Raw genomic sequence first — 20,180 nt, forward strand, 5'->3', positions numbered from 1 at the left:
GTCCGGCTACTCAATTCCGCCCTGAGCACCTGACGTGACCCGCAGCGCTCCGGCCGGGGCCGGGCTACCGGGGGTGGGCGGAGCGGATGAGGTCGGCGAGGATGCGGCAGCCGCGGCGGACGTCGGCGAGCGAGGCGGAGCCGTAGCCGATCACCAGGCCGTGCACCCGCGCCCGCCCGTGGTGGTGGCGGTCGATGGAGTCGAGCAGGACGCCGCGCCGCCTGGCCCGCTCGACCACGTCCGGCGCCGCCGGCGAGGGCAGCTCGGCCACCACGTGCAGCCCCGCCGTGTCGCCGCGCAGGCGGCAGACGGGCCCCAGGAGCTCCACGACCGCGGCGCGGCGGCGGGCGTACTCCAGGCGCATCCTGCGCAGGTGCCGGTCGAGGTCCCCGTGCTCCAGCAGGTTGACCACGGCCTGCTGGACGGGCCCGCTGGTGCGGTCGCCGACGCTGCGCCGCAGGCCGGCGATGGTGGCGACCAGCTCGGGAGCGGCCACCAGCCAGCCGACGCCCACGTCGGGAGCGAGCGTCTTGGAGAGCGTGCCGAGGAGCACGACCCGCGACGGGTCGAGACCGTAGAGGGCGGGCAGCGGGGCGACGTCGTAGCGGAACTCCGCGTCGTAGTCGTCCTCGACGATCGTCGCGCCCGTGCTCCTGGCCCAGGCCAGCAACCGCTCCCGGCGCGGGATCGGCAGCCGCCCGCCCAGGGGGTACTGGTGCGCGGGCGTGGTGTAGAGCACGCGGAGGTCGCCGGGGAGCCCGTCCACGATCACGCCGTCCTCGTCCACCGGGCACGGCACCACCTCGGCGCCCCTGGCCGCGAAGACCGTCCGCGCCGCGTGGTAGCCCGGGTCCTCGACGCCGGCCCGCGTGCCGGTGCCGAGCAGGGCCAGCGCGCACAGGTCGAGCCCGTTGCCGGTGCCTCTGGTGACCAGGATGTTCTCGGGGCCGACGGCCATGCCCCTGGCCCGCCTCAGGTGGTCGGCCAGCAGCTCTCTGAGCCGCGGCAGGCCGTACGGGGTGGGATCGTCGCCCGGCGGCAGGTCGGCGGCCTTGCGCCAGGCCCGCTTCCACGCCGCCCGGTCGTAGTCGCGCACCCAGGGCCGGCCGGGCGTGAGGTCGATCCAGTCGCTGGGGGCGGGCGGCGGCGCGGGCACGTACGGCGCCTCCTCGCGCGGCGGCCGGGTGACCTCCATGTCGGCCACGAACGTCCCGGAGCCGTGCCGCCCGTCCAGCCAGCCCTCGGCGTACAGCTGCTGGTACGCCTCCGTGATCACGGTCCTGCTCACCGCGAGCTGGGCCGCCAGGGAACGCGTGGACGGCAGCCGCTCGCCGGGCGCCAGCGTGCCGTCCAGCATGGCGCGCCGCAGCCAGCCGGCGAGCTGCGCGGTCAGCGGCGCGCCGGAGTCACGTGATAGGGATACGGGCAGGTCAACATGGGTACGCACGGAAGTGGTCTCCGCGAAGGGCTCGATAGTGGCCCTACAGGATAGGTCCACTTCGTGGTTACGGTCGAATCATGCTCTCCACCACTTCCCGTACCACGCTCGGCCGCTCGAAAGAGCGCGGCAGCAGCGACAGGAACGATCTCTACGAGGTGCTCGACACCGGACTGGTCTGCCACCTGGGCGTGGTCGTGAACGGACACCCCATGGTCGTCCCCACCGGCTACGGCCGCATCGGCGACACCCTCTACCTGCACGGCTCCACGGGGGCCACGTCGCTGCGCGCCGGCGGCGGGGGCGAGGTGTGCGTCACGGTCACGCACGTGGACGGGATCGTGCTGGCCCGCTCCGTCTTCCACCACTCGGTCAACTACCGTTCGGCGGTCATCTACGGCCGCGCCAGGCTCGTGACGGACCCGGAGGAGCGGACGGCGGGGCTGCGGGCCCTGTCCGAGCAGCTCGCGCCCGGGCAGTGGGACTACGTCAGGCGGCCCAACCGCAAGGAGCTCGCCGCCACCGCCGTGCTCGCCCTGTCGTTGGAGGAGGCGTCGGTCAAGATCAGGCGTGGCGGGCCCAAGGACGAGGAAGAGGACTACGACCTGCCGGTTTGGGCCGGGGTGCTGCCCCTGGTCACCTCCTGGGGCGAACCCGAGCCAGATCCGGTGCTCCCAGAAGGTATCGATGCGCCTGTTCACATCCTCCGTCGGGAGTAGTTCCATTAAGCAGGCACCACCTGCTCCTGATGGGAGACGGCGATGGAGTGGAGCGCTCCCGGCTATACGGAAGTCAGACAACTAGGGGCGGGCGCCAGCGGGCGGGTGGCGCTGGCCGTACACGACGAGACCGGCGTCAAGGTCGCCGTCAAATACCTGTCCGAGAAGTTGCTGCGAGATCCCGCCGCGCTGGCCAGGTTCCAGGCGGAGGCGCGGCTGCTGATCACGCTGCGCGACCCGAACATCGCGACGATGTGGGAGTACGTCCAGGACTACGGCGGCGCCGCCATCGTGATGGAGCTGGTCAACGGCGTCTCGTTGCGGGCCCTGCTGCGCGAGAACGGCACGACCGAGCCCGAGGCGGCGCTGGTGGTGCTGAAGGGGTCGCTGCTCGGGCTGGCCAGGGCGCACGACCTCGGACTCGTGCACCGGGACTACAAGCCCGAGAACGTGATCGTCAGGGACGACGGGGTCAGCAAGCTCGTCGACTTCGGCATCGCGGTGCGGCAGGGCACGCTCGCGCACCCGGAGGGCACGCCGCCGTACATGGCGCCCGAGCTGTGGGAGGGGCGGCCCGCCTCCCCCGCGACCGACGTGTACGCGGCCACGGCCGTCTTCTTCGAGTGCCTGACGGGCCACCGGCCCTACCGGTCCACCGAGCCGAGCGTGCTCGGCTACCAGCACGTGCACGCCCCCGTACCGTTCCACGACGCGCCGGAGCCGGTGCGCGAGCTGGTCAGGCGCGGGCTGGCCAAGGACCCCGCGCGGCGGCCGGCGAGCGCGCACGCGTTCGTGGCGGAGCTGGAGACCGTGGCCAGGGCGGCGTACGGCGAGGACTGGGAGGAGCGCGGCAAGCGGCGCCTGGCCGCGCTCGTGGCCCTGCTGGCGCTGCTGCTGCCCACGCCCCAGACGACCGTCCCCGAGGTGACCACCTCGCTGGCCCGCACGGTCTTCCGGGGCATGCGCTCGAACGTGGCACGCGTGGCCATGGCCGGCGCCGTGGCCGTGGCGACCGCCGTGGCGGTGGTGGTCGTGCTGGCCAACCGCCAGTCGCCGCCCACGGAGCCGATCGGCGCGGCGGCGGCCGTACCGCCGTCGCAGTTCACGACGGAGCCGGCGGCCGACCCGCCGACCACGCGGGAGGCGACGCCGGAGGCCACCCCGGAAACCACACCCGAGGCCACCCCGAAGGCGACGCCCGCGAGCACGCCCAAGGCGGTCGTCCCCGTGAACACCCCCGTCAAGACCCCGGTGAAGACCCCCAAGAAGACCCCGGTCAGCACGCCGACGATCACCAAGCCGGTCAAGACGCCCAAGCCCACCAAGAAGGCCACGCCGACGCCCACTCCCAAGCCGACGCCCACGCCGACCCCCACCCCGACCCCGACGCCTACGCCCACCCCCACCCCCGATCCCGTGACCGGCGTGCTCGGCGTGAACGTGGGCGGCCTCACGGTCGACGAGGACGGCGACGCCGAGGCCACGGTCACCGTGCGCACCAGCGGCACCGCCGCCGTCACCGCCACCGCGACCTGGACGGCCCCCGGCACGGGCGGCCGCACCCAGCGCCTGCGGCTGGCCGGCGCCAGGTCCTACACCCGCACGCTCACCTGGTCCATCGGCGAGCGCCCCTGCGGCAGCACGGTGACGCTGACCGTCGCCACCTCCCCGGCGACCCCCGGAGGCGCCAGGTCGGCCTCGCTGTCCGTGCCGCCCTGCCCGACGAGGGTGACCGGCCTGCGCGTCTCGCTGGACCTGCCCGCGGCGCCGGGCCGCACCGCCCAGGCGGCGGTGCGGGTGACCGCGAGCGGCACCGGGGAGATCCCCGTCGAGGCCCAGTTCGCGGTCAACGGCGATCCGGTCGGCACCCGTTCCGCGACCCTGTCCGGCCGGACCTCCTACGCGCGCTCGTTCACCCACGCCTTCAGGTCTCGCCCGTGCGGCGCGACGCTGTCGGTGCGGGTGCGCGCCGGTGACAGGACCGCCACCGCGCGGGCCTCGGTGCCCTGCCCGCCGCGGGTGGAGCGGGTCTCGATCGTCAGGGCAGGCCCGGGCGAGGGCGGGCTCGTCGCGACCGTCTCGGTGACCACGTCGAGCACCCAGCCGGTACGGCTCGTCGTGTCGTTCTCGGCCGGCGAGGGCGGGGGCACGGAGTCGGTCACCCTGTCCGGCGCCACGTCGTACACCAGGACCCTGAGCCGCGCCGTCAAGCTCCCCTGCGGCACGAAGTGGTCCGTGACGGCCTCCACCGACCCGGCGGCGGGCAACGGGAGCGACAGCGCGAGCGGCGCCACGGAGGAGTGCCCGAGGGAAGAGGAGCCGCCCAAGGAGGAGGAACCCAGCAAGACCCCCAGCCCCGACACAGACGACAACATTGGGTGACATTTGTGACTAATAGGGATATCGGTAGCGGGAAAGCGGTTCCCTCTGGTTAAGCTACGGCCGTTTGATGAGGGTGGGGGCCCGGCAGACTCCAGAGGAGACCGTTATGCACGGTGAAGGGCAGTGGGGGGTCCCCGGCTACACCGAGGTCCGCGAGCTGGGCTCGGGCGCGGCCGGGAGAGTGGTCCTGGCCAGGCGTGACCACGACGGCGCCGAGGTGGCCATCAAGTACCTCAACGACGAGCTGAAGTCCGACGTGGGGTTCGTCGCCCGCTTCCGGCACGAGGCCCGGCTGCTGGGCACGCTCCAGAGCCAGTTCCACGCCCGGTTGATCGACTACGTCGAGTCCGGCCGGGGCGCGGCGATCGTCATGGAGCTGATCAACGGGGTGTCGCTGCGCGAGATCCTCAGATCCGAGGGCCCCACAGGCCCGGAGGCGGCGCTGACCGTCCTGAAGGGATCGCTCCAAGGTCTGGCCTCGGCGCACGCGATCGGCGTCGTCCACCGCGACTTCAAGCCCGAGAACGTCATGGTCCAGGGCGACGGCACCAGCAAGCTCGTGGACTTCGGCATCGCGGTGCGGGCGGGCGAGGGCGCGAGCGCCGCGGGCACGCCACCGTACATGGCGCCCGAGCAGTGGTCGGGCAGCCCTCCCGGGCCCTCGACCGACGTGTACGCGGCCACCGTCGTGTTCTTCGAGTGCCTGACCGGGACCCGGCCCTTCCGCGCCCCCAACATCGCGGCCCTGGCCCGCCAGCACCAGAGCTCGCCGCCCCCGGTGGAGGAGGTGCCCGCGCAGCTGCGCAGCCTCATCGAGCGCGGCCTGGCCAAGGACCCGGCCCACCGGCCCGTGTCCGCGGACGCGTTCCTGATCGAGCTGGAGGCGGTCGCGGCCGAGGGGTACGGGCCCGACTGGGAGGAGCGCGGACGGCGCCGCCTGGCCGCGCTCGCCGGCCTGCTGGTCGTGCTCTTCCCGACCGCGCTCGACGAGCCGGCCCAGACGCAGACCTCGCTGGCCGAGACCCGGTTCGGCGACCGGTCCGGCGTCCTCGGCAAGCTGCCCACGAAGATCGCCCTCGGCGCGACCGCCGTCGGCGTGCTGGTCGCCGTGGCCGTGGTCATCGCCAACACCTCTGCGGAGGAGCCGGAGCTGCGGGCGCAGACCAGCACGGTCTCCCCGACCACGGCCGTGCCCGCGACGCCGGAACCCGAGGAGACCGAGGAGACCGAGGAGCCGGCGCCCACTCCCTCGGCCGGGCCGACCACCCCGGAGGCGACGCCGACGGAGAGCGCCGCGCCGCCGCCCGTGCAGCCGACCGTCTCCACGCGCCCCACGCGGCGGCCGACGCGCACACCCACGCCCAAGCCCGTCCCCACCCGCGTCAAGACGCCCGCCAAACCCAAGAAGGCGACCCCGACCCCCTCTCCGGAGCAGCCCCAGATCACCGGCACGCCCCACGACCCCGAGGGCGAGACCCTGCCCACCTCGGCCGCGCCCACACCGACGCCGCCCGCGACCACGACCCCGCCGACCCGGCCCACGCCCAGCCAGCCACCCGGGGACGGCGGAGAGGGCGGAGGCAGCGGAGGCAGTGAAGGTGAGGAGCCGTCGCCCGAGCAGCCCAGGGTCGATCGTTCGAGCGACGCGCAGGCCGCGCTGATCGGCTTGGGCCTGGTGACGTCCGGCGCGGTTCCGGTCACACTTGCGGTGAAACGCCGTTTGGCGGGACGCCACAGAAGGAAGCGCTGAGACGCGCCGGGGGGAACGGCGATGAACAACTCTGCACACGGAATCGCCGGTTTCCGGCTCACTGAGCACACCTGGCTGACCGAGGTCGGCAACTGGATCGACGCGATCTCGCCCGATGGCCGCAGGGCGGGGGCGCTGCTGTTCGACCCGAAGATCATCGCGCTGCCCGGCGTGCGTGACCGGGTGGTGCACGCGGTCATGACCGACCAGCGGCTGGTGCTGGGCGGGCTGACCGGGCTGATCCCGGTGGCCGACGTGGTGGCGGCGGGCGACCAGGTGTGGCTGCTCACCGCGCAGGCGGTCAGCCCCACGTTGTCCGATCTGCTCGCCGTCGGGCCGATCGACCCGCCGGGCGCGACGTCCGTGCTGGTGGAGACCGCCCAGACGCTCATCGCCCTGCACGCGGCCGGGGTCACGCACGGGTCCGTGCACCCGGGCACGGTGGTGGTCACGGCGGAGGGCGCCGCGCTGCTGTCCGAACGCGGGCTGTCCGACGCCATCCGCGGCCAGGTGGCCCCGCGCGAGCGGGACGCGTCCGGGTGGGCGTCGCTGGCGCGCGGGCTGGCCGCCCAGCTCGGGCCGGGCCGGCCGGAGGTCGCCGAGCTGTTCGAACGGGCCGCGGTCACGGCCGGGACCCTGGGCCTGGCCGCCGCCCGCGACATGCTGGCCGGCCAGGCCGTCGGCAGGGAGGGGCTGGCGCAGGCCGCCCGCGGAAGGTCGGCGTTCGCCCAGGCGCGCGCGTTCGCGCCACCGCCCGTCCTGCCGCCCAGGGACGAGGGCGACATCGTCACGCTGCTGCACGTCCCGGGCCGGTCCTCGGGGCCGGTGCAGTTCGGGCCGGGGGTCCACACGCAGGAGCAGCGGCCGGAGACGACGGCCGAGCGGATCTGGCGGGCCGGGCGCGACCAGGCCGCGACCGAGCACCGTCCCGGCGTCAGGCTGGCCAAGGCCTCGCGGAAGCGGCGGCGGCGCACGATCACCGCCTCGGCCCTCTTCGCGGTCATCATGGCGGGGGCGGTCCTGGCCTGGTTCTACGTGGGGAACACGCCGGAGCTGGCGGTGGAGTCGATCGACGTGGCGGCGCCGAAGAAGACCCAGGGCTGCAACAAGGCCGTCCTGATCACGGGCACGGTGGTCACCAACGGGGCGCCCGGCGAGATCACCTACGAGTGGCGCAAGAACCTGGACAAGGAGGTCGTCAAGGGCACGCTGCGCACGAAGGCGGACCAGACGACGTACGAGGTGCCGCTCCGGTGGACGCTCCAGGGCAGGAGCAACGTCAAGGCCACCGCCACGCTCCGGATCCTGACGCCCGGCCCGGTGCGCAGCGACAAGGCGAGCTTCACCTACAAGTGCTGATGGCCTCGCGACAATGCATATCAAGGAGGTTCTTACTAATCTGGCGAACATGACCACGCAGACCCCCGCGGGCTGGTACCCGGACCCGTACGGAGAGCCCCAGCTCCGCTGGTGGGACGGCACCCAGTGGACCGACGCCCTCCACGCGCAGCAACCCGGGCCGGGCCGGCCCCCGCAGCAGCCCTCCGGGCCGCAGCCGCAGCCGCAACCTCAGTCCCAGCCGCAGCCGCAGCCCCAGTCGAGCCCCGACTGGTCGGCGACGCCCGCGAACCCCACCCTCCAGTTCGGCCAGCCGACCTACGGGCAGCCGACCTACGGGCAGCCCACGGCGCCCACCCAGTGGGGCGGCCCGCCCCTGCCGGGAGTGACCTACGGCCCGCCGCCGAAGCAGTCCAACCCGCTGCCCTGGGTGTTCGGGGGTCTGGCGGCGCTGGTGGTGGTCGTGCTGATCGTGGTGGCCGGCATCTTCTTCATCAACACCAGCTCCTCGCCGACGGCCTCGCGCCCGACGCCGGCCGACACGTTCGAGCAGGAGGAGCCGCCCAGCCAGGAGCCCCCGTCGAGCGAACCGCAGCCCTCCCAGGGCGTCACCGAGCTGCCCCAGCCGGTCAGCGGCCGCGTCACCGACCCGCAGGCCGGCGTCTCCTTCGAGGTGCCCGCCAACTGGACCGTGCCCGAGCCCGCCCAGGTCAACGGCCCGAACCCGACTCCGACCCAGCAGCTGTGGTCGGGCGCGGCGCAGGCCGTCTCGCAGGCGAAGTACGACGGCGAGGGCGACTGGATCGGCAACATCTACTCGGGGCAGCTCAACGAGCTCTACCCCTATTCCGGCGTCTCCGGCATGGGTGACACGGCCAAAGCGGTCTTCGTCGACTTCTCCACCAGGTTCTACCAGCTCACCCACGAGACCAAAGTGGTGGAGGACAAGGCGATGAAGATCGGCGACAAGGACGCCTGGGTGCTGCAGTTCCAGCTCGACTTCTCCAAGGTCTCGGAGGAGAAGGGCTACAAGTGGAAGAAGGAGAACGGCGCGATCGTGCTCATGGACCGCGGCGACGGGCAGCGGCCGACCATCGTGTACGCCTCCGTTCCCGACAATCTGGGCACCGACGTGCTGGCCAAGGTTCTCAGCTCGCTAAAGTCCGCCTAATCGGTGGCACTAGGCTGGTGGGGTAACAAGCGGGCGGATTGCTCCGAGCCGCTGGGCGAGGAGATCGAATGAGTGACTTGCTGGTCTGGATCGACTGCGAGATGACCGGGCTCGACCTGGGGCGCGACGCGCTCGTCGAGGTGGCGTGCGTCATCACCGACAGCGAGCTCAATCAGCTGGACGACGGTGTCGACGTGGTCATCAAGCCGCCGCCCGAGTCGCTGGAGCAGATGTCGCAGGTCGTGCGCGAGATGCACACCGCCTCGGGGCTCCTGCCCGAGCTGGCGGGCGGCGTTACGCTGGCGGAGGCCGAGTCGGTCGTGCTCGACTACATCCGCCGGCACATCCCCGAGCCGAAGAAGGCGCCGCTGTGCGGCAATTCGATCGGCACCGACCGCACGTTCATCTCGCGCGACATGCCCGGGGTCGACGGCTACCTGCATTACCGGATGATCGACGTCTCGTCGATCAAGGAGCTGGTGCGCCGCTGGTATCCTCGCGTCTACTTCGCGGCGCCCGAAAAGCAGGGCGGGCACCGGGCTCTGGCCGACATCACGGAGAGCATCAGGGAGCTTCGCTACTACCGCGCGTCGATCTTCGTCGCCCAGCCCGGGCCCGACTCCGCGACCGCGAGATCCCTGGCAGAGCGTGTCAGCGGCTAAAGGAGTGGCGTAAAGACTCCCGAACCCCGCTACACTTTTCCTGTGCCACCACACAGCGGTGGCTCATGGTGGGTGTAGCTCAGTTGGCAGAGCGCCAGGTTGTGGTCCTGGATGTCGAGGGTTCAAGTCCCTTCACTCACCCCAAGCGCACGGCCGGTCCGGAAGGACCGGCCGTTGTCGTTTTCTCCCAACAACGCCCCCAAATCATGACAATGCGAGTTATGCTCGCTGTCTACCGCTAACGCCGGAAGCACGGGGGCCATCGGCGATCTGACCGTCTGCGCGCCCCCCGGAGGCCGGATGAGAGTCGACGACGCAGCGTTCGATAGCGTGTTCACGTCCCTGAGCAAGCGTGAAGCCGAGGTCATGGATCTGATCGCCACCGGTCAGTCCAACGGGCAGATCGCGCAACGGCTGTTCCTCAGCGAGAAGACGGTCAAGAACCACGTCAATCGCATCTACGCCAAGCTAGGGGTGGACTCCCGGGTCACCGCCATCGGCCTGTGGCTGTCCCGCCAGGAGTAGCCCGCTTTCCGTGAACCATCGCGAGCGGCCCGCCTCCCGACCCGGCGGGCCGCCCACCGGTGCGCCGGTTCCGTGAGCGCGTTCAGGGGCAGATCCCTTGGCATGGTGCAAAGACCGCGAGTCGTGGTGGTGGGCGCGGGATTCGCCGGGCTGGCCGCCACCAAGGAATTGGCCAGGGCCGGAGCGCTGGTGACGCTCGTCGACCGCAACCCGTACGCGACTTTCCAGCCCCTCCTCTACCAGGTGGCCACCGCCAGCATGAGCAGCGGGGACGTGTCGTACCCGATCCGCACGTTCGCCGCCAGATGGCCCAATGTGCGAACGCGCCGGGCCGCGCTGAGCAAGATCATCCCGGCCGAGCGGCGCGTGGAGCTCGACGACGGCACCGGGGTCGAGTACGACTACCTCGTGCTGGGCACCGGCGTCACCACCAACTGGCTCGGCATCGAGGGCTCACAGGAGAACGCGCTGCCCATCTACTCGCTCGGCGACGCGACGGCGCTGCGCCGCCGGCTCCAGCACTATCTGGAGGACACCGCGGCGGGCCGGCGCAAGAGCGTGCACGTCGTGGTGGTCGGCGCCGGCCCGACCGGGGTCGAGACCGCGGGCACGCTGGCCGAGCTGCGGCGGCGCACGCTGCCGCTGACGCATCCCGAGATCACGCCGGACCAGACCAGCGTGACGCTGGTGGAGCGGTTCGAATACGTGCTGGCGCCGTACAAGCCGCGGCTGCGTGACAGGGCGGCCGCGGCGCTGCGCAAGAGAGGGGTGCGCCTGCGGCTGGGCTCCACGGTGGCCTCCGTCGAGCCGGACGCCGTGGTGCTGGCCGACGGCACGCGGCTGCCGTCCGACGTGACCGTGTGGGCGCTCGGCGTCACCGCGCCCAAGCAGGCGGGCGACTGGGGCCTGCCGCAGGGCAAGGGCGGCCGGATCACGGTCACGGAGGCGCTCAACGTGCCGGACCATCCCGAGATCTTCGTGGCGGGGGACCTGGCGGGGCCGCCCCACCCGCTCCCCCAACTCGCCCAGCCGGCGATCCAGATGGGCGAGCACGTGGGCAGGCAGATCGTGGCGGTCCACCGGGGGCGGTCACCGGCGGCGTTCAGGTATCAGGATCCGGGCATCATGGCCACCGTCGGCAAGGCGGAGGCCGTGTTGCAGCTGTCCAACGGGCTGATCGTGTACGGGCTGCCCGCCTGGCTGGTGTGGATCCTCGTGCACGTGGCGTACCTGCTGGGCGGGCGCAACCGCATGACGGTGCTGCTGAACTTCTTCTGGCGCTATTTCGGGCCGCGCCGCTCGGCCACCAGCGTCACGCAGTAAGAGCCGCGGTAAGAGCCTCGGACAGGGCCCGGAGGCCGTGGTCGACGTCGGCCTCCGGGATGTTCAGCGCGGGCCGCAGGCGGATCGAACGCGGGCCGCAGGGCAGCACCAGCACCCCGTGCTCCTCCCTGAGGCGGGTCACCAGCGCGTCGCGCGCGGCCTGCTCGGGCAGGTCGAACGCGCACATCAGGCCCCGGCCGCGGACGTTCGAGATCAACTCGGGGCGCTCGGCCTCCAGCTTGGTGAGGCGCTCGATCAGCACGTCGCCGAGGGCGCCGGCGCGGGCGATCAGGCCGTCGCGCTCGACGATCTCCAGGATGCCCCGGCTGCGCACCATGTCCACCAGGCCGCCGCCCCAGGTCGAGTTGATCCGCCCGCTCTGCTGGAACACGTTGTCCGGCACCAGGTCGACCCTGCGGCCTGCCATGATCCCGCCCACCTGCACCTTCTTCGCGAAGGCCACCACATCCGGAGCGAGACCCAGCTGCTGGTACGCCCACGGCGTCCCGGTCGTCCCGCCGCCCGTCTGAACCTCGTCGAGGATGAACAGGGCGTCGTACTCGTGGCACAGGTGCTGCATGGCCTGCAGGAACTCGGGCCGCATGTGGTTGTCGCCGCCCTCGCCCTGGATGGGCTCCGCGATGAAGCAGGCGATGTCATGCGGATTCCGCTCGAACGCCTCGCGGGCCTGGGCCAGCGCGCGCTTCTCGGCCGCCTCCACGTCGCCGAAGTGGATGGCGGGCACGTCGATCCGCGGCCAGTCGAACTTGGGGAAGCGGTCGGTCTTGCCCGGCTCGGTGTTGGTGAGGCTCATGGTGTAGCCGCTGCGGCCGTGGAAGGCCTTGGTCAGGTGCAGGACCTTGGTGCCCAGGTCACGCGACCGCCCGGCGGCCTCGTTGCGACGGCTCTTCCAGTCGAAGGCGGTCTTGAGCGCGTTCTCGACGGCCAGCGCGCCGCCCTCGACGAAGAACAGGTGCGGCAGCTCGGGGTCGCCCAGCACGCGGACGAAGGTGTCGACGAAGTCCGCCAGGTGCTCGGTGTAGATGTCGGGGTTCGCCGGCTTGTTCCGGGCCACCTGGCCGAGCAGGAGGGAGAAGTCGGAGTCGAAGGGCGGGTTCACGCCGAGCGGGGCGGAGGCGAAGAACGTGTAGAAGTCGAGGTATCGGCGGCCGTTTCGGGCGTCGACGAGCCAGGAGCCGCGGCTGAGCTCAAGATCGAGCACGAGGCGGTAGCCGTCGACGAGCAGGTGGCGGGCGAGGCGGGCGTGTACGTCCATGGCGACTCCACGTGCTTCGGTCTGACCGGAGGTTCCTCTTGAGGAACGGAGGCATCTACGTAAAATTTACGGCATACCTACCCCGCGAGTGAAGTTCTTCACGCGGAACGACAGAGCGACCATCGCGATGCCGTACAGGATCGCGAAGACCCCGACCAGCCAGGCGAGGCTGACCAGTCCGGCGGCCGGCCAGATGAGCAGCAGGATGCCGAAGATCACCGACAGGATGCCGCCGATGATGAGCATCCACTCGTTGTCGATGGTCTTGCGGAGTCTGATGCCGGCCATGATCTCCAGAACGCCGGTGAAGATGGCCCAGAAGGCCACGACGTAGAGCAGGGCCAGTGACGTGATGCCCGGCCAGATGAATGTCGCGATACCGGCCAATATCCCGATAATTCCCGAGAAGATCAGCCAGGCTCGCGACTCGGCTCCGTGCCGGAACCCGGCGAACAGCTCAGCCACGCCGCCGACCAGCGCGTACGCGCCGAAGAAGATCACCAGCACGAGCACCGTGATCCCCGGCCAGATGAGCGCCAGCAGGCCGAAGATGATCGACGCGAGGCCGCGTATGAGCAGGAGCCACCACGACTGCGAGATATCTCCCATACTGGTCTGTTTCCTCAGCAATGCCCGAAAACAGACCAGTGTGGGGTCAAATGTCAGTGACCCGTACCCCGACCGTTCCGGTGCTCCCCCTGCGGAGCCTGCTGCCGAGCAGCGTGATCCGCCCCAGGAGGCCGTACTTGCGCCGCAGCAGCCCGCGCACCCGCTCGGTCTCCGCCGCGTCCAGCACCACGGCCCGGCCCCTGACGGGCTCGGTCCTCAGGTTGCCCCTCAAGTCGCACCCAGCCACGCTGACCTCGGGATTGTTCCGGATCCGCTTGATCTTGCCCGAATCGGCGGGGGTCCAGAAGACCACCGCGTCACCGTCCTGCGCGGCCCACACCGGGGTCGCGACGGCGGTGCCGTCCTTCCGGTACGTGGTCACCGAGATGTACTGCTCAGCCCCAAGGTTCATCACACGTGCGAATAAACCACAATCGACACCGCGATGTACTGGACCAGGTACGCGGCCAGCGTGAAGGCGTGGAAGACCTCGTGGAAGCCGAACCAGCGGGGCGACGGGTCCGGGCGGCGCAGGCCGTACACGACGGCGCCGGCCGAGTAGAAGACGCCGCCGACGGCCACCAGCACGACGGCGGCCACACCTGCGCCCTCCAGCAACTGCGGCATCACGAAGATCGCGGTCCAGCCCAACGCCAGGTAGAGGACGGTGTAGAGCCAGCGCGGCGCGCTCATCCAGAACACCCGGAACAGCACCCCGGCCAGCGCGCCGCCCCAGATCACGGAGAGCACCGCGATCCTGGCCACCCCGTCCAGCGCGAGCAGGGCGAAAGGCGTGTAGGTGCCGGCGATGATCAAATAGATGTTGGCATGATCGAACCGGCGCAGGAGCTCCGCCAGTCGCGGCCCCAGCGTGCCCCGGTGATAGGTCGCCGAGATCCCGAACAACAAACCGGACGTGATGGCATAGACGGCGGAGGCCATCCGGGCCTGGAGGGTCGGGCCGAGTGCCACGAGCACGAACCCCGCGACCAGCGTCACGGGCAGCGCCCCGGTGTGCAACCAGCCTCGCAGCCTGGGCTTGACGGTGATGGTCGTCATGAAACCTACGGTACCGTAGGTTTCGCGCGGGCCACTTGCCCGGGCCCGCCGGACACGGCCCTTCCGCAGGTCAGAGGCCGTTGAAGAAGCGAGCGGCGATCGGGACGGCGGCCTGCCGACCCGAGCCGCCGTGTCGTACGAAGACGCAGAAGGCGAGGTCGTCCCGGTAGCCGATGAACCACGCGTGCGACTCCCCCTCGCCGTCCACCTCGGCCGTCCCCGTCTTGCCCGCCACGCCCTCCGGCAGCCCCATGTCGCTCGCCGTGCCGTGATCGACCACGGCGGCCATCATGGTCCTGAGCGAGGCCACGACCCCCTCGTCCATCGGCACGTCCTTGTGCGGGATGCCGTCGATCCGGCGTACCTGCGCGTCGGACAGCAGCCGGGGCGAGCGCCAGGTGCCGCTCTGCACGGTGGCGGCGAGCGCGGCCATGCACAGCGGCGTCGCGACGACCTGGCCCTGACCGATCGCGTCGAGGCCGAACATGTCCGGGTCGTCGGTCTCCTGCATGTTGCCGCAGGTGCCGCCGATGCCGGTCGCTATCTGGCGGCCGAACCCCCACTCGTCCGCCGTCTCACGCAACTGATCTGCGGTGAGCCTGGTGGTGGCCTGCTCGACGAACGTGGTGTTGCAGGAGTAGGCGTACGCGTCGGCGAAGCTGACGAGCCCGCGGTCCACCTCCCCGTCGTTCTTGAACGGCCGGTGGAACGGGATGGTGTACGTGCCGGGGCACTCGACCTGCGCCGCCGGGTCGAGCCCGCTCCCGAGCAGCGCCGCCGCCGTGATCGTCTTGAACACCGACCCCGGGGGGAAGACGTCCTTGACCGCGCTGTAGCTGTTCTTGAGGCGGTCGGCCAGCGCGAGGATCTCGCCGGTGCTCGGCCGGATGACGACGACCGCCGAGTCGTCGACCCCGTCCAGCGCCCTGGCGGCCGCCGCCTGCACGGGACGCGACAGCGTGGTCCGCTCGACGTTCGCCTCGGGCCGGCGGGTCAGCAGCTGCCTGGCGGGCTGCCCCGGCAGCTTCGACACCAGCTCCCAGCCTTGGGACGACGACCCGAACTCGGGTTTGAGCTGGTTGAGATAGGCATCGGCGTAGCTGTCGTTCGGGATCCGCTCGCCCTCGCTGGTGACCAGCTCGGTCACCGACGCGTCGATCTCGTCCACCTCCAGCGTGCCGCCGTCCTTGAGCAGGGGGTGCAGCGTCTCGGGGGCCCACAGCACCTTCCAGGTCCGATCCCGTACGCCGAGCCGCAACGTGCTGTCGAACGGCCACGCCCCGAAGTCGGCGAGCTGCCGAACCCCCGCGAACGGCACCTCGGCGGCCCCCTCCCCCGTGCTCCGCAACCGGCCCGGGGTCAGCTTGATGGACTCGATGTGCAGCTCTTCCGTCAGCCGGCGATGCCTGATGGCGAAGTCGGTCGGCGGCTGGTACACCAGGCGCGCCATCCGTGACACGTCACCCTTGCGCCAGGCGTCGAAGTACTCCGCGGCGGTCCGGTCAGCGCTCCCCTTGACCCGGTTCGACGCCATGACCGCGAACGCACCCGCCCCAACTACCGCGACAAGTGCGATAACGAGCACAATCAGCCTTCGTCGTCGCATACGGTTTCTCCCAGGAGGGGATCAGCGTGGCACGAGGACAGCGGGAACCGATGCCCGGCCTGTATCCGGTGACGTTCGGCGAAGTCGAGCTTCTCCGTGATCTGGACAGGCAGGACGGCTGGGTTCTGTCCAAAGATGGCGTACCTCAGTCGTATGTTGATCTACAAGACCCGACATTTCTGGAATTTGAGTATGTACGACTCATGGCGGATGTGATCGACCTTTTGTCGGAAGGGCCGCTGAGCTGCGTACACGTGGGCGGCGGCGCCTGCACCATCCCCCGCTACATCGCCGCCACCCGGCACGGCTCCCGCCACATCGTCATCGAGCCCGACGGCCTCCTCGTCAACCTGGTGCGCGAGCAGCTGGACCTGCGCTCGGTGCCCCGTCTGAAGGTCATCGTGGCCGGAGGCCGCGAGGGCACCGCCAAGGTCTGGGACGAGTCGGCGGACCTGGTGGTGCTGGACGCCTTCACGGGGGCGACGATGCCCGTCGACCTGGCCACGGCCGAGTACATGGGCGACATCGCCAGGATCCTGCGCCCGGGCGGGACCCTCCTGATCAACATGGCCGACGGCAAGGGCCTGGCCTTCGCCCGGCGCGTGCTCGCCACGGTGACCGGCACGTTCGGCCACGTGGCCCTGCTGGCGGAGCCGGGCATCATGCGGGGCCGCCGCTTCGGCAACCTGATCGTGGCCGCCTCCCGCGCGGGCCTGCCGACAGACCTCCTGACGCGGCGCGCGGCGGGCGGGCTGACGCAGGCGAGATGCGTGCACGGCGAGGCGCTGACGAACTTCATCGCCGGCGCCGCCCCCATCAAGGACGGCGACCCGGTCCTCGCCCCCGTCCCGCCGCCCGCCGTCTTCGGCTGACAGTGCCCACCGCTGGTGACCTCTTCCCCGCATGCCCAAAAAGTGATATCACTTTGATAGCAGACAAGGCCGGGTAGACAAGGGGGACAGGCGATGACAGACACATCGCTTCATGGGACCGTCGTGGACATGCCGGCGCCGCACACCAGCGAGCACCCGGTCCGGGCGGCCAACGGATTCGTGCTGCTGGGGGTCGCGACGGCGCTGATCCTGGCCGGGGCGGGATTACTCGCCCTGGGGATCATCACGCTCGCCCGCGGGGGCGGGCAGGGCGGCGCGTGGCTGGTGGTGGCGGCCAGCCTCGTGATCGTCGTCGGGTCGGTGCTGACCGGCGGGCTCACCGCCGTGGCGCCCGGCGAGGCCCGGGTCGTCCAGCTGCTGGGCCGGTACGTCGGCACCCTGCGGACGCCCGGTTTCCAGTGGGTCAACCCGTTCACCATGCGGCGGCGGGTGTCCACCAGGATCCGCAACCACGAGACCGAGGTGACGAAGGTCAACGACGCCGACGGCAACCCGATCCAGATCGCGACCGTGGTGGTCTGGCAGGTGCGGGACACGGCGCAGGCGATGTTCGAGGTGGATGACTTCGTGGAGTTCGTCGCGATCCAGGCGGAGACGGCGGTGCGGCACATCGCGGGCACTTACCCGTACGACTCGCACGGCGAGCCGCGGCTGTCGCTGCAGGACAACGCCGACGAGATCAACGAGCGGCTGTCCGCGGAGATCGGGGCCAGGGTGTCCTCGGCCGGGGTGAGGGTCATCGAGTCGCGCATCATCCACCTGGCGTACGCACCGGAGATCGCCCACGCGATGCTCCGCCGCCAGCAGGCCGGTGCGGTGGTGGCGGCCAGGCAGCGGATCGTCGAGGGGGCGGTCGGCATGGTCGAGACGGCGCTGGCCAAGCTCGCCGAGCACGACGTGGTGGAGCTGGACGAGGAGCGCAAGGCGGCCATGGTCAGCAATCTCATGGTGGTGCTGGTCGGCGACCGCGACACCCAGCCGGTGGTCAATGCCGGCACGCTCTACCAGTAATCACCGTGGAGCGGAAGAAGATCCTGCTGCGACTAGACCCGGCGGTCCACGACGCGCTGGCGAAGTGGGCCGCCGACGACCTCCGCAGCACGAACTCGCAGATCGAGTTCCTGCTTCGCAAGGTCCTTTCCGAGGCCGGTCGCCTGCCCGACGGCGTGGGCCGGATGCGCCCACGGGGGCGCCCGCGCAAGGCCCCGGAGACGGAAGAAGCCCCGGAAGGAGGGGAGATGACGGATGGCACCGCAGCCGACGACACAGCAGGGTGATTCCCCACCGAGGTCGGCGTTCCTGCTGGCCTTCGACGTCCGCAGGGAAAGGCCGGCCGGCCGCCGCGAGCTGGGCTACCTCCTGCGCGCGGCGGCGCTCGCCGAGCTGATGCTGAGCGGCAGCCTGGCGGACGAGTCGGGCAAGGCGCGGGCGGTCACCGCCCCCGCCTCCCCCGGCCCCCTTCAGGCGGCGGTCTGGGAGCAGATCTCCGGCTCGCCGCCCCGGTCGTGGCGGAGCTGGATCCGCAAGGAGCGTTCGCAGGCGTACCGCCTGGTCCGCGACGAGCTGGAGGCCGCCCGGCTGGTGCGGGTGGAGCGCCACCGGGTCCTGCTGTTCCCGGTCGAGCGGGTCACGCCGCGCAAGCCGTACCTCTCGCGCAGGCTCGCCGAGCAAGTGGCGCGGGCGGTCCACGGCGGGCGGCCCGTCGGCCGCCTGAGCCAGGACGTCCGCGTCCTGGCCGCCCTGGCCGCGGCGACCCGGCTCAAGACGGTCCTGCCCGCCCGGGAGTGGCGCCGCCATCGGCGCCGGGTCGAGGAGTTGTCGGCGCCCATCGAGCCGATCACCACGGCGCTGCGCAAGAACGTGGAAGCCGCGGCCAACGCGAGCGCCGCCGGCTGACCCGCCCCACCGGCCGTCGGCGAACACGGAGGCCGCCGACGGCCGGCCAGGGTATCCGCCGTCCGCACCGCCTTCCAGGCCATCGAGCGCATGCGCGCCCACTGATCAGGTGAGCGGCGCGGCGGCCGCCGTCTGGCGCCAGATCCTGCCGTCCCTGATCACCAGGGTTCCGTACGTGGTGACGCGGTTCCCGGCGACCGTCATCAGGGCGTGGTAGAAGATCACGTCGTCGGTCGTCCGCATCGAGATGATCTCGTCCACCTTGGGCTCCGCCGAGAGGTACGCGGCGAACAGCTCCCTGATCTCGGCGGGGCCCCGGGCGACCCGGTCGAAGCGGACGACCGTGGCCTCGTCGTGGTACTGGCCCAGCAGGGCCTCCAGGTCGCGGTCGGCGATGGCGGCGAGCTGGCGGTCGAACAGGTCCTTGGCGGTCATGCGGCACCTTCCGGCTGCGGGCGGAACAGGTCGTACGCCACCTGCGCCGCCGCGCACAGGAGGATCAGCGGCAGCGCGGCGGCCACGGGAAGCGCCGAGGCGGCGAGCGTGAGCACCGCCGCGCCGAGGCGGATGGCGCCCGCCCGCCGGTCGGACGAGCACAGGTGTTGCAGGCCGAGCACGGCGAGCACCACGGCGGCGGGCAGCCCGAAGGACCAGCTCGACGAGGACGGCTCCATGATCGCGTGTTCGATCCCGATCCCGAACGCCACCAGGCCCAGCGAGAGCGGCAGGTGCGAGTAGACCCACACCTGCCCGGCCAGCCGGGTCCGCAGGACGACGGACTCGTCGGTGTGGCCGAAGTAGAGCCACCAGAAGCCCATCGCGACCGCCACCCCGGCCAGGGCGACCAGCAGCGTGCCCGGCGTCACGTCGTGGCCCTTCAGCCCGAGGACGACCGCCGCCACGACCTCGCCCAGGACGATCACCACGAACAGGCCGAAGCGCTCCGGCAGGTGCTCGGTCTGCGGCGGCAGCCTGCCCTGGTGCCGCCTGGTCAGCAGGGGTGTGACGAGGTCGATCGCGATGGCGACGGCCCAGAACGCGTAGCGCTGGGGCGGCTCGACGGCGAGCGAGGCCAGCCAGATGAGCGCCGCCACCGTGAACCCGATGGCATAGCGGGTCGTCAGGGGCTTGGCCTCGGGCACGTGGCGACCGGCGCGGACATAGGCCACGATGAGCAGCACCCTGACCACCACGTACGCGATGGCGAAAAGCCCGGAACGCTGCTCGATGTCGCTCACGCTCGCCGCCATGATCGCCACGGCCAGGATCTGCGGCAGCGCGAGCAACCGGTGGCTGACGTCGTCGGTGTCGAACCTGTTGGCGTAGAAAACGTAGCCCAGCCAGGCCCACCAGATCGGTACGAACAGGCCCACGAATGCCGGCAGGCTCGTGGGGAGCACGCCGGCCAGTTCGGCGACGGCCACGACGAAGACGAGGTCGTACAGGAGCTCCAGCCAGGTGGCCCTGCGATGCGCGTCTTCGAACAGCCGTAATCTGGGTGGCTGCCACTGGGTCACAACTACACCTTCCGCT

The 20,180-nt window shown here is 71.2% G+C and carries 20 protein-coding genes and 1 tRNA gene; 13 read left to right on the top strand and 8 right to left on the bottom strand.

Going from position 1 to position 20,180, the window contains the following annotated elements:
• Positions 1–64: 64 nt before the first annotated feature.
• Entirely contained in the window at positions 65–1,447 is a 1,383-nt protein-coding gene (locus ACIBQ1_RS28210; protein ID WP_397282155.1) for a PLP-dependent aminotransferase family protein, read from the bottom strand.
• Between the two features lie 71 nt (positions 1,448–1,518).
• Between ACIBQ1_RS28210 and ACIBQ1_RS28215 the strand changes: the two genes are divergently transcribed.
• The 9 genes from ACIBQ1_RS28215 to ACIBQ1_RS28255 all read left to right on the top strand — a co-directional run bounded on the left by ACIBQ1_RS28215 (position 1,519) and on the right by ACIBQ1_RS28255 (position 11,308).
• Positions 1,519–2,157, top strand: coding sequence for a pyridoxamine 5'-phosphate oxidase family protein (locus tag ACIBQ1_RS28215; RefSeq protein ID WP_397282157.1), 639 nt, complete (start codon positions 1,519–1,521; stop codon positions 2,155–2,157).
• A 42-nt stretch (positions 2,158–2,199) separates the two neighbouring features.
• Positions 2,200–4,539 carry a protein kinase gene (locus ACIBQ1_RS28220; protein WP_397282160.1) on the top strand — a complete coding sequence of 780 codons (2,340 nt, stop codon included), beginning with the start codon at positions 2,200–2,202 and terminating at the stop codon, positions 4,537–4,539.
• A 106-nt stretch (positions 4,540–4,645) separates the two neighbouring features.
• Positions 4,646–6,289: a serine/threonine-protein kinase gene (locus ACIBQ1_RS28225; RefSeq protein ID WP_397282162.1), complete on the top strand. Its 1,644-nt coding sequence runs from the start codon at positions 4,646–4,648 to the stop codon at positions 6,287–6,289.
• Between the two features lie 21 nt (positions 6,290–6,310).
• Positions 6,311–7,648: a hypothetical protein gene (locus tag ACIBQ1_RS28230; RefSeq protein WP_397282164.1), complete on the top strand. Its 1,338-nt coding sequence runs from the start codon at positions 6,311–6,313 to the stop codon at positions 7,646–7,648.
• Between the two features lie 49 nt (positions 7,649–7,697).
• Positions 7,698–8,798 (top strand): DUF2510 domain-containing protein, encoded by a 1,101-nt coding sequence (locus ACIBQ1_RS28235; protein WP_397282166.1) that lies wholly within the window; start codon positions 7,698–7,700, stop codon positions 8,796–8,798.
• Between the two features lie 68 nt (positions 8,799–8,866).
• Positions 8,867–9,460, top strand: coding sequence for an oligoribonuclease (gene orn, locus ACIBQ1_RS28240; protein WP_397282168.1), 594 nt, complete (start codon positions 8,867–8,869; stop codon positions 9,458–9,460).
• 68 nt (positions 9,461–9,528) lie between these two features.
• Positions 9,529–9,604: transfer RNA gene (locus ACIBQ1_RS28245), tRNA-His, on the top strand.
• A gap of 186 nt (positions 9,605–9,790) precedes the next feature.
• The gene (locus ACIBQ1_RS28250) at positions 9,791–9,985 is read left to right on the top strand and encodes a LuxR C-terminal-related transcriptional regulator (protein WP_345388833.1); all 195 of its coding nucleotides are present in this window, start codon (positions 9,791–9,793) and stop codon (positions 9,983–9,985) included.
• Between the two features lie 102 nt (positions 9,986–10,087).
• Positions 10,088–11,308 carry an NAD(P)/FAD-dependent oxidoreductase gene (locus tag ACIBQ1_RS28255; protein ID WP_397282170.1) on the top strand — a complete coding sequence of 407 codons (1,221 nt, stop codon included), beginning with the start codon at positions 10,088–10,090 and terminating at the stop codon, positions 11,306–11,308.
• Here ACIBQ1_RS28255 and lat read toward each other — a convergent pair.
• From lat to ACIBQ1_RS28280, 5 genes are all read right to left on the bottom strand, one after another.
• Complete coding sequence (gene lat, locus ACIBQ1_RS28260; RefSeq protein WP_397282172.1) at positions 11,298–12,584, bottom strand: L-lysine 6-transaminase; 1,287 nt, start codon at positions 12,582–12,584, stop codon at positions 11,298–11,300. The genes ACIBQ1_RS28255 and lat overlap by 11 nt on opposite strands.
• 66 nt (positions 12,585–12,650) lie before the next feature.
• Positions 12,651–13,193 (bottom strand): HdeD family acid-resistance protein, encoded by a 543-nt coding sequence (locus ACIBQ1_RS28265; RefSeq protein WP_397282174.1) that lies wholly within the window; start codon positions 13,191–13,193, stop codon positions 12,651–12,653.
• Between the two features lie 46 nt (positions 13,194–13,239).
• Positions 13,240–13,605: a PPOX class F420-dependent oxidoreductase gene (locus ACIBQ1_RS28270; RefSeq protein ID WP_397282176.1), complete on the bottom strand. Its 366-nt coding sequence runs from the start codon at positions 13,603–13,605 to the stop codon at positions 13,240–13,242.
• Entirely contained in the window at positions 13,605–14,252 is a 648-nt protein-coding gene (locus tag ACIBQ1_RS28275; protein ID WP_397282178.1) for a hemolysin III family protein, read from the bottom strand. The genes ACIBQ1_RS28270 and ACIBQ1_RS28275 overlap by 1 nt, the downstream gene beginning before the upstream one ends.
• A gap of 70 nt (positions 14,253–14,322) precedes the next feature.
• On the bottom strand, positions 14,323–15,786 hold the full coding sequence (locus ACIBQ1_RS28280) for a penicillin-binding transpeptidase domain-containing protein (RefSeq protein WP_397282180.1): 1,464 nt from the start codon (positions 15,784–15,786) through the stop codon (positions 14,323–14,325).
• A gap of 122 nt (positions 15,787–15,908) precedes the next feature.
• Between ACIBQ1_RS28280 and ACIBQ1_RS28285 the strand changes: the two genes are divergently transcribed.
• The 4 genes from ACIBQ1_RS28285 to ACIBQ1_RS28300 all read left to right on the top strand — a co-directional run bounded on the left by ACIBQ1_RS28285 (position 15,909) and on the right by ACIBQ1_RS28300 (position 18,647).
• Positions 15,909–16,730 carry a spermidine synthase gene (locus tag ACIBQ1_RS28285; protein WP_397282457.1) on the top strand — a complete coding sequence of 274 codons (822 nt, stop codon included), beginning with the start codon at positions 15,909–15,911 and terminating at the stop codon, positions 16,728–16,730.
• 93 nt (positions 16,731–16,823) lie between these two features.
• On the top strand, positions 16,824–17,762 hold the full coding sequence (locus ACIBQ1_RS28290; RefSeq protein WP_397282182.1) for an SPFH domain-containing protein: 939 nt from the start codon (positions 16,824–16,826) through the stop codon (positions 17,760–17,762).
• Positions 17,763–17,767: 5 nt separating this feature from the next.
• The gene (locus ACIBQ1_RS28295; RefSeq protein WP_397282184.1) at positions 17,768–18,028 is read left to right on the top strand and encodes a hypothetical protein; all 261 of its coding nucleotides are present in this window, start codon (positions 17,768–17,770) and stop codon (positions 18,026–18,028) included.
• The gene (locus ACIBQ1_RS28300) at positions 17,997–18,647 is read left to right on the top strand and encodes a GPP34 family phosphoprotein (protein ID WP_397282186.1); all 651 of its coding nucleotides are present in this window, start codon (positions 17,997–17,999) and stop codon (positions 18,645–18,647) included. Before ACIBQ1_RS28295 ends, ACIBQ1_RS28300 begins: the two co-directional genes overlap by 32 nt.
• Before the next feature lie 105 nt (positions 18,648–18,752).
• Here ACIBQ1_RS28300 and ACIBQ1_RS28305 read toward each other — a convergent pair whose 3' ends face one another.
• Both ACIBQ1_RS28305 and ACIBQ1_RS28310 read right to left on the bottom strand, forming a co-directional pair.
• Positions 18,753–19,082, bottom strand: a complete 330-nt coding sequence (locus tag ACIBQ1_RS28305; RefSeq protein WP_397282187.1) for a nuclear transport factor 2 family protein — start codon at positions 19,080–19,082, stop codon at positions 18,753–18,755.
• Positions 19,079–20,164 (bottom strand): low temperature requirement protein A, encoded by a 1,086-nt coding sequence (locus tag ACIBQ1_RS28310; protein ID WP_397282189.1) that lies wholly within the window; start codon positions 20,162–20,164, stop codon positions 19,079–19,081. Before ACIBQ1_RS28310 ends, ACIBQ1_RS28305 begins: the two co-directional genes overlap by 4 nt.
• Positions 20,165–20,180 lie beyond the last annotated feature (16 nt).

Source organism: Nonomuraea sp. NPDC050153 (genome assembly GCF_044460125.1).
Classification (GTDB): domain Bacteria; phylum Actinomycetota; class Actinomycetes; order Streptosporangiales; family Streptosporangiaceae; genus Nonomuraea.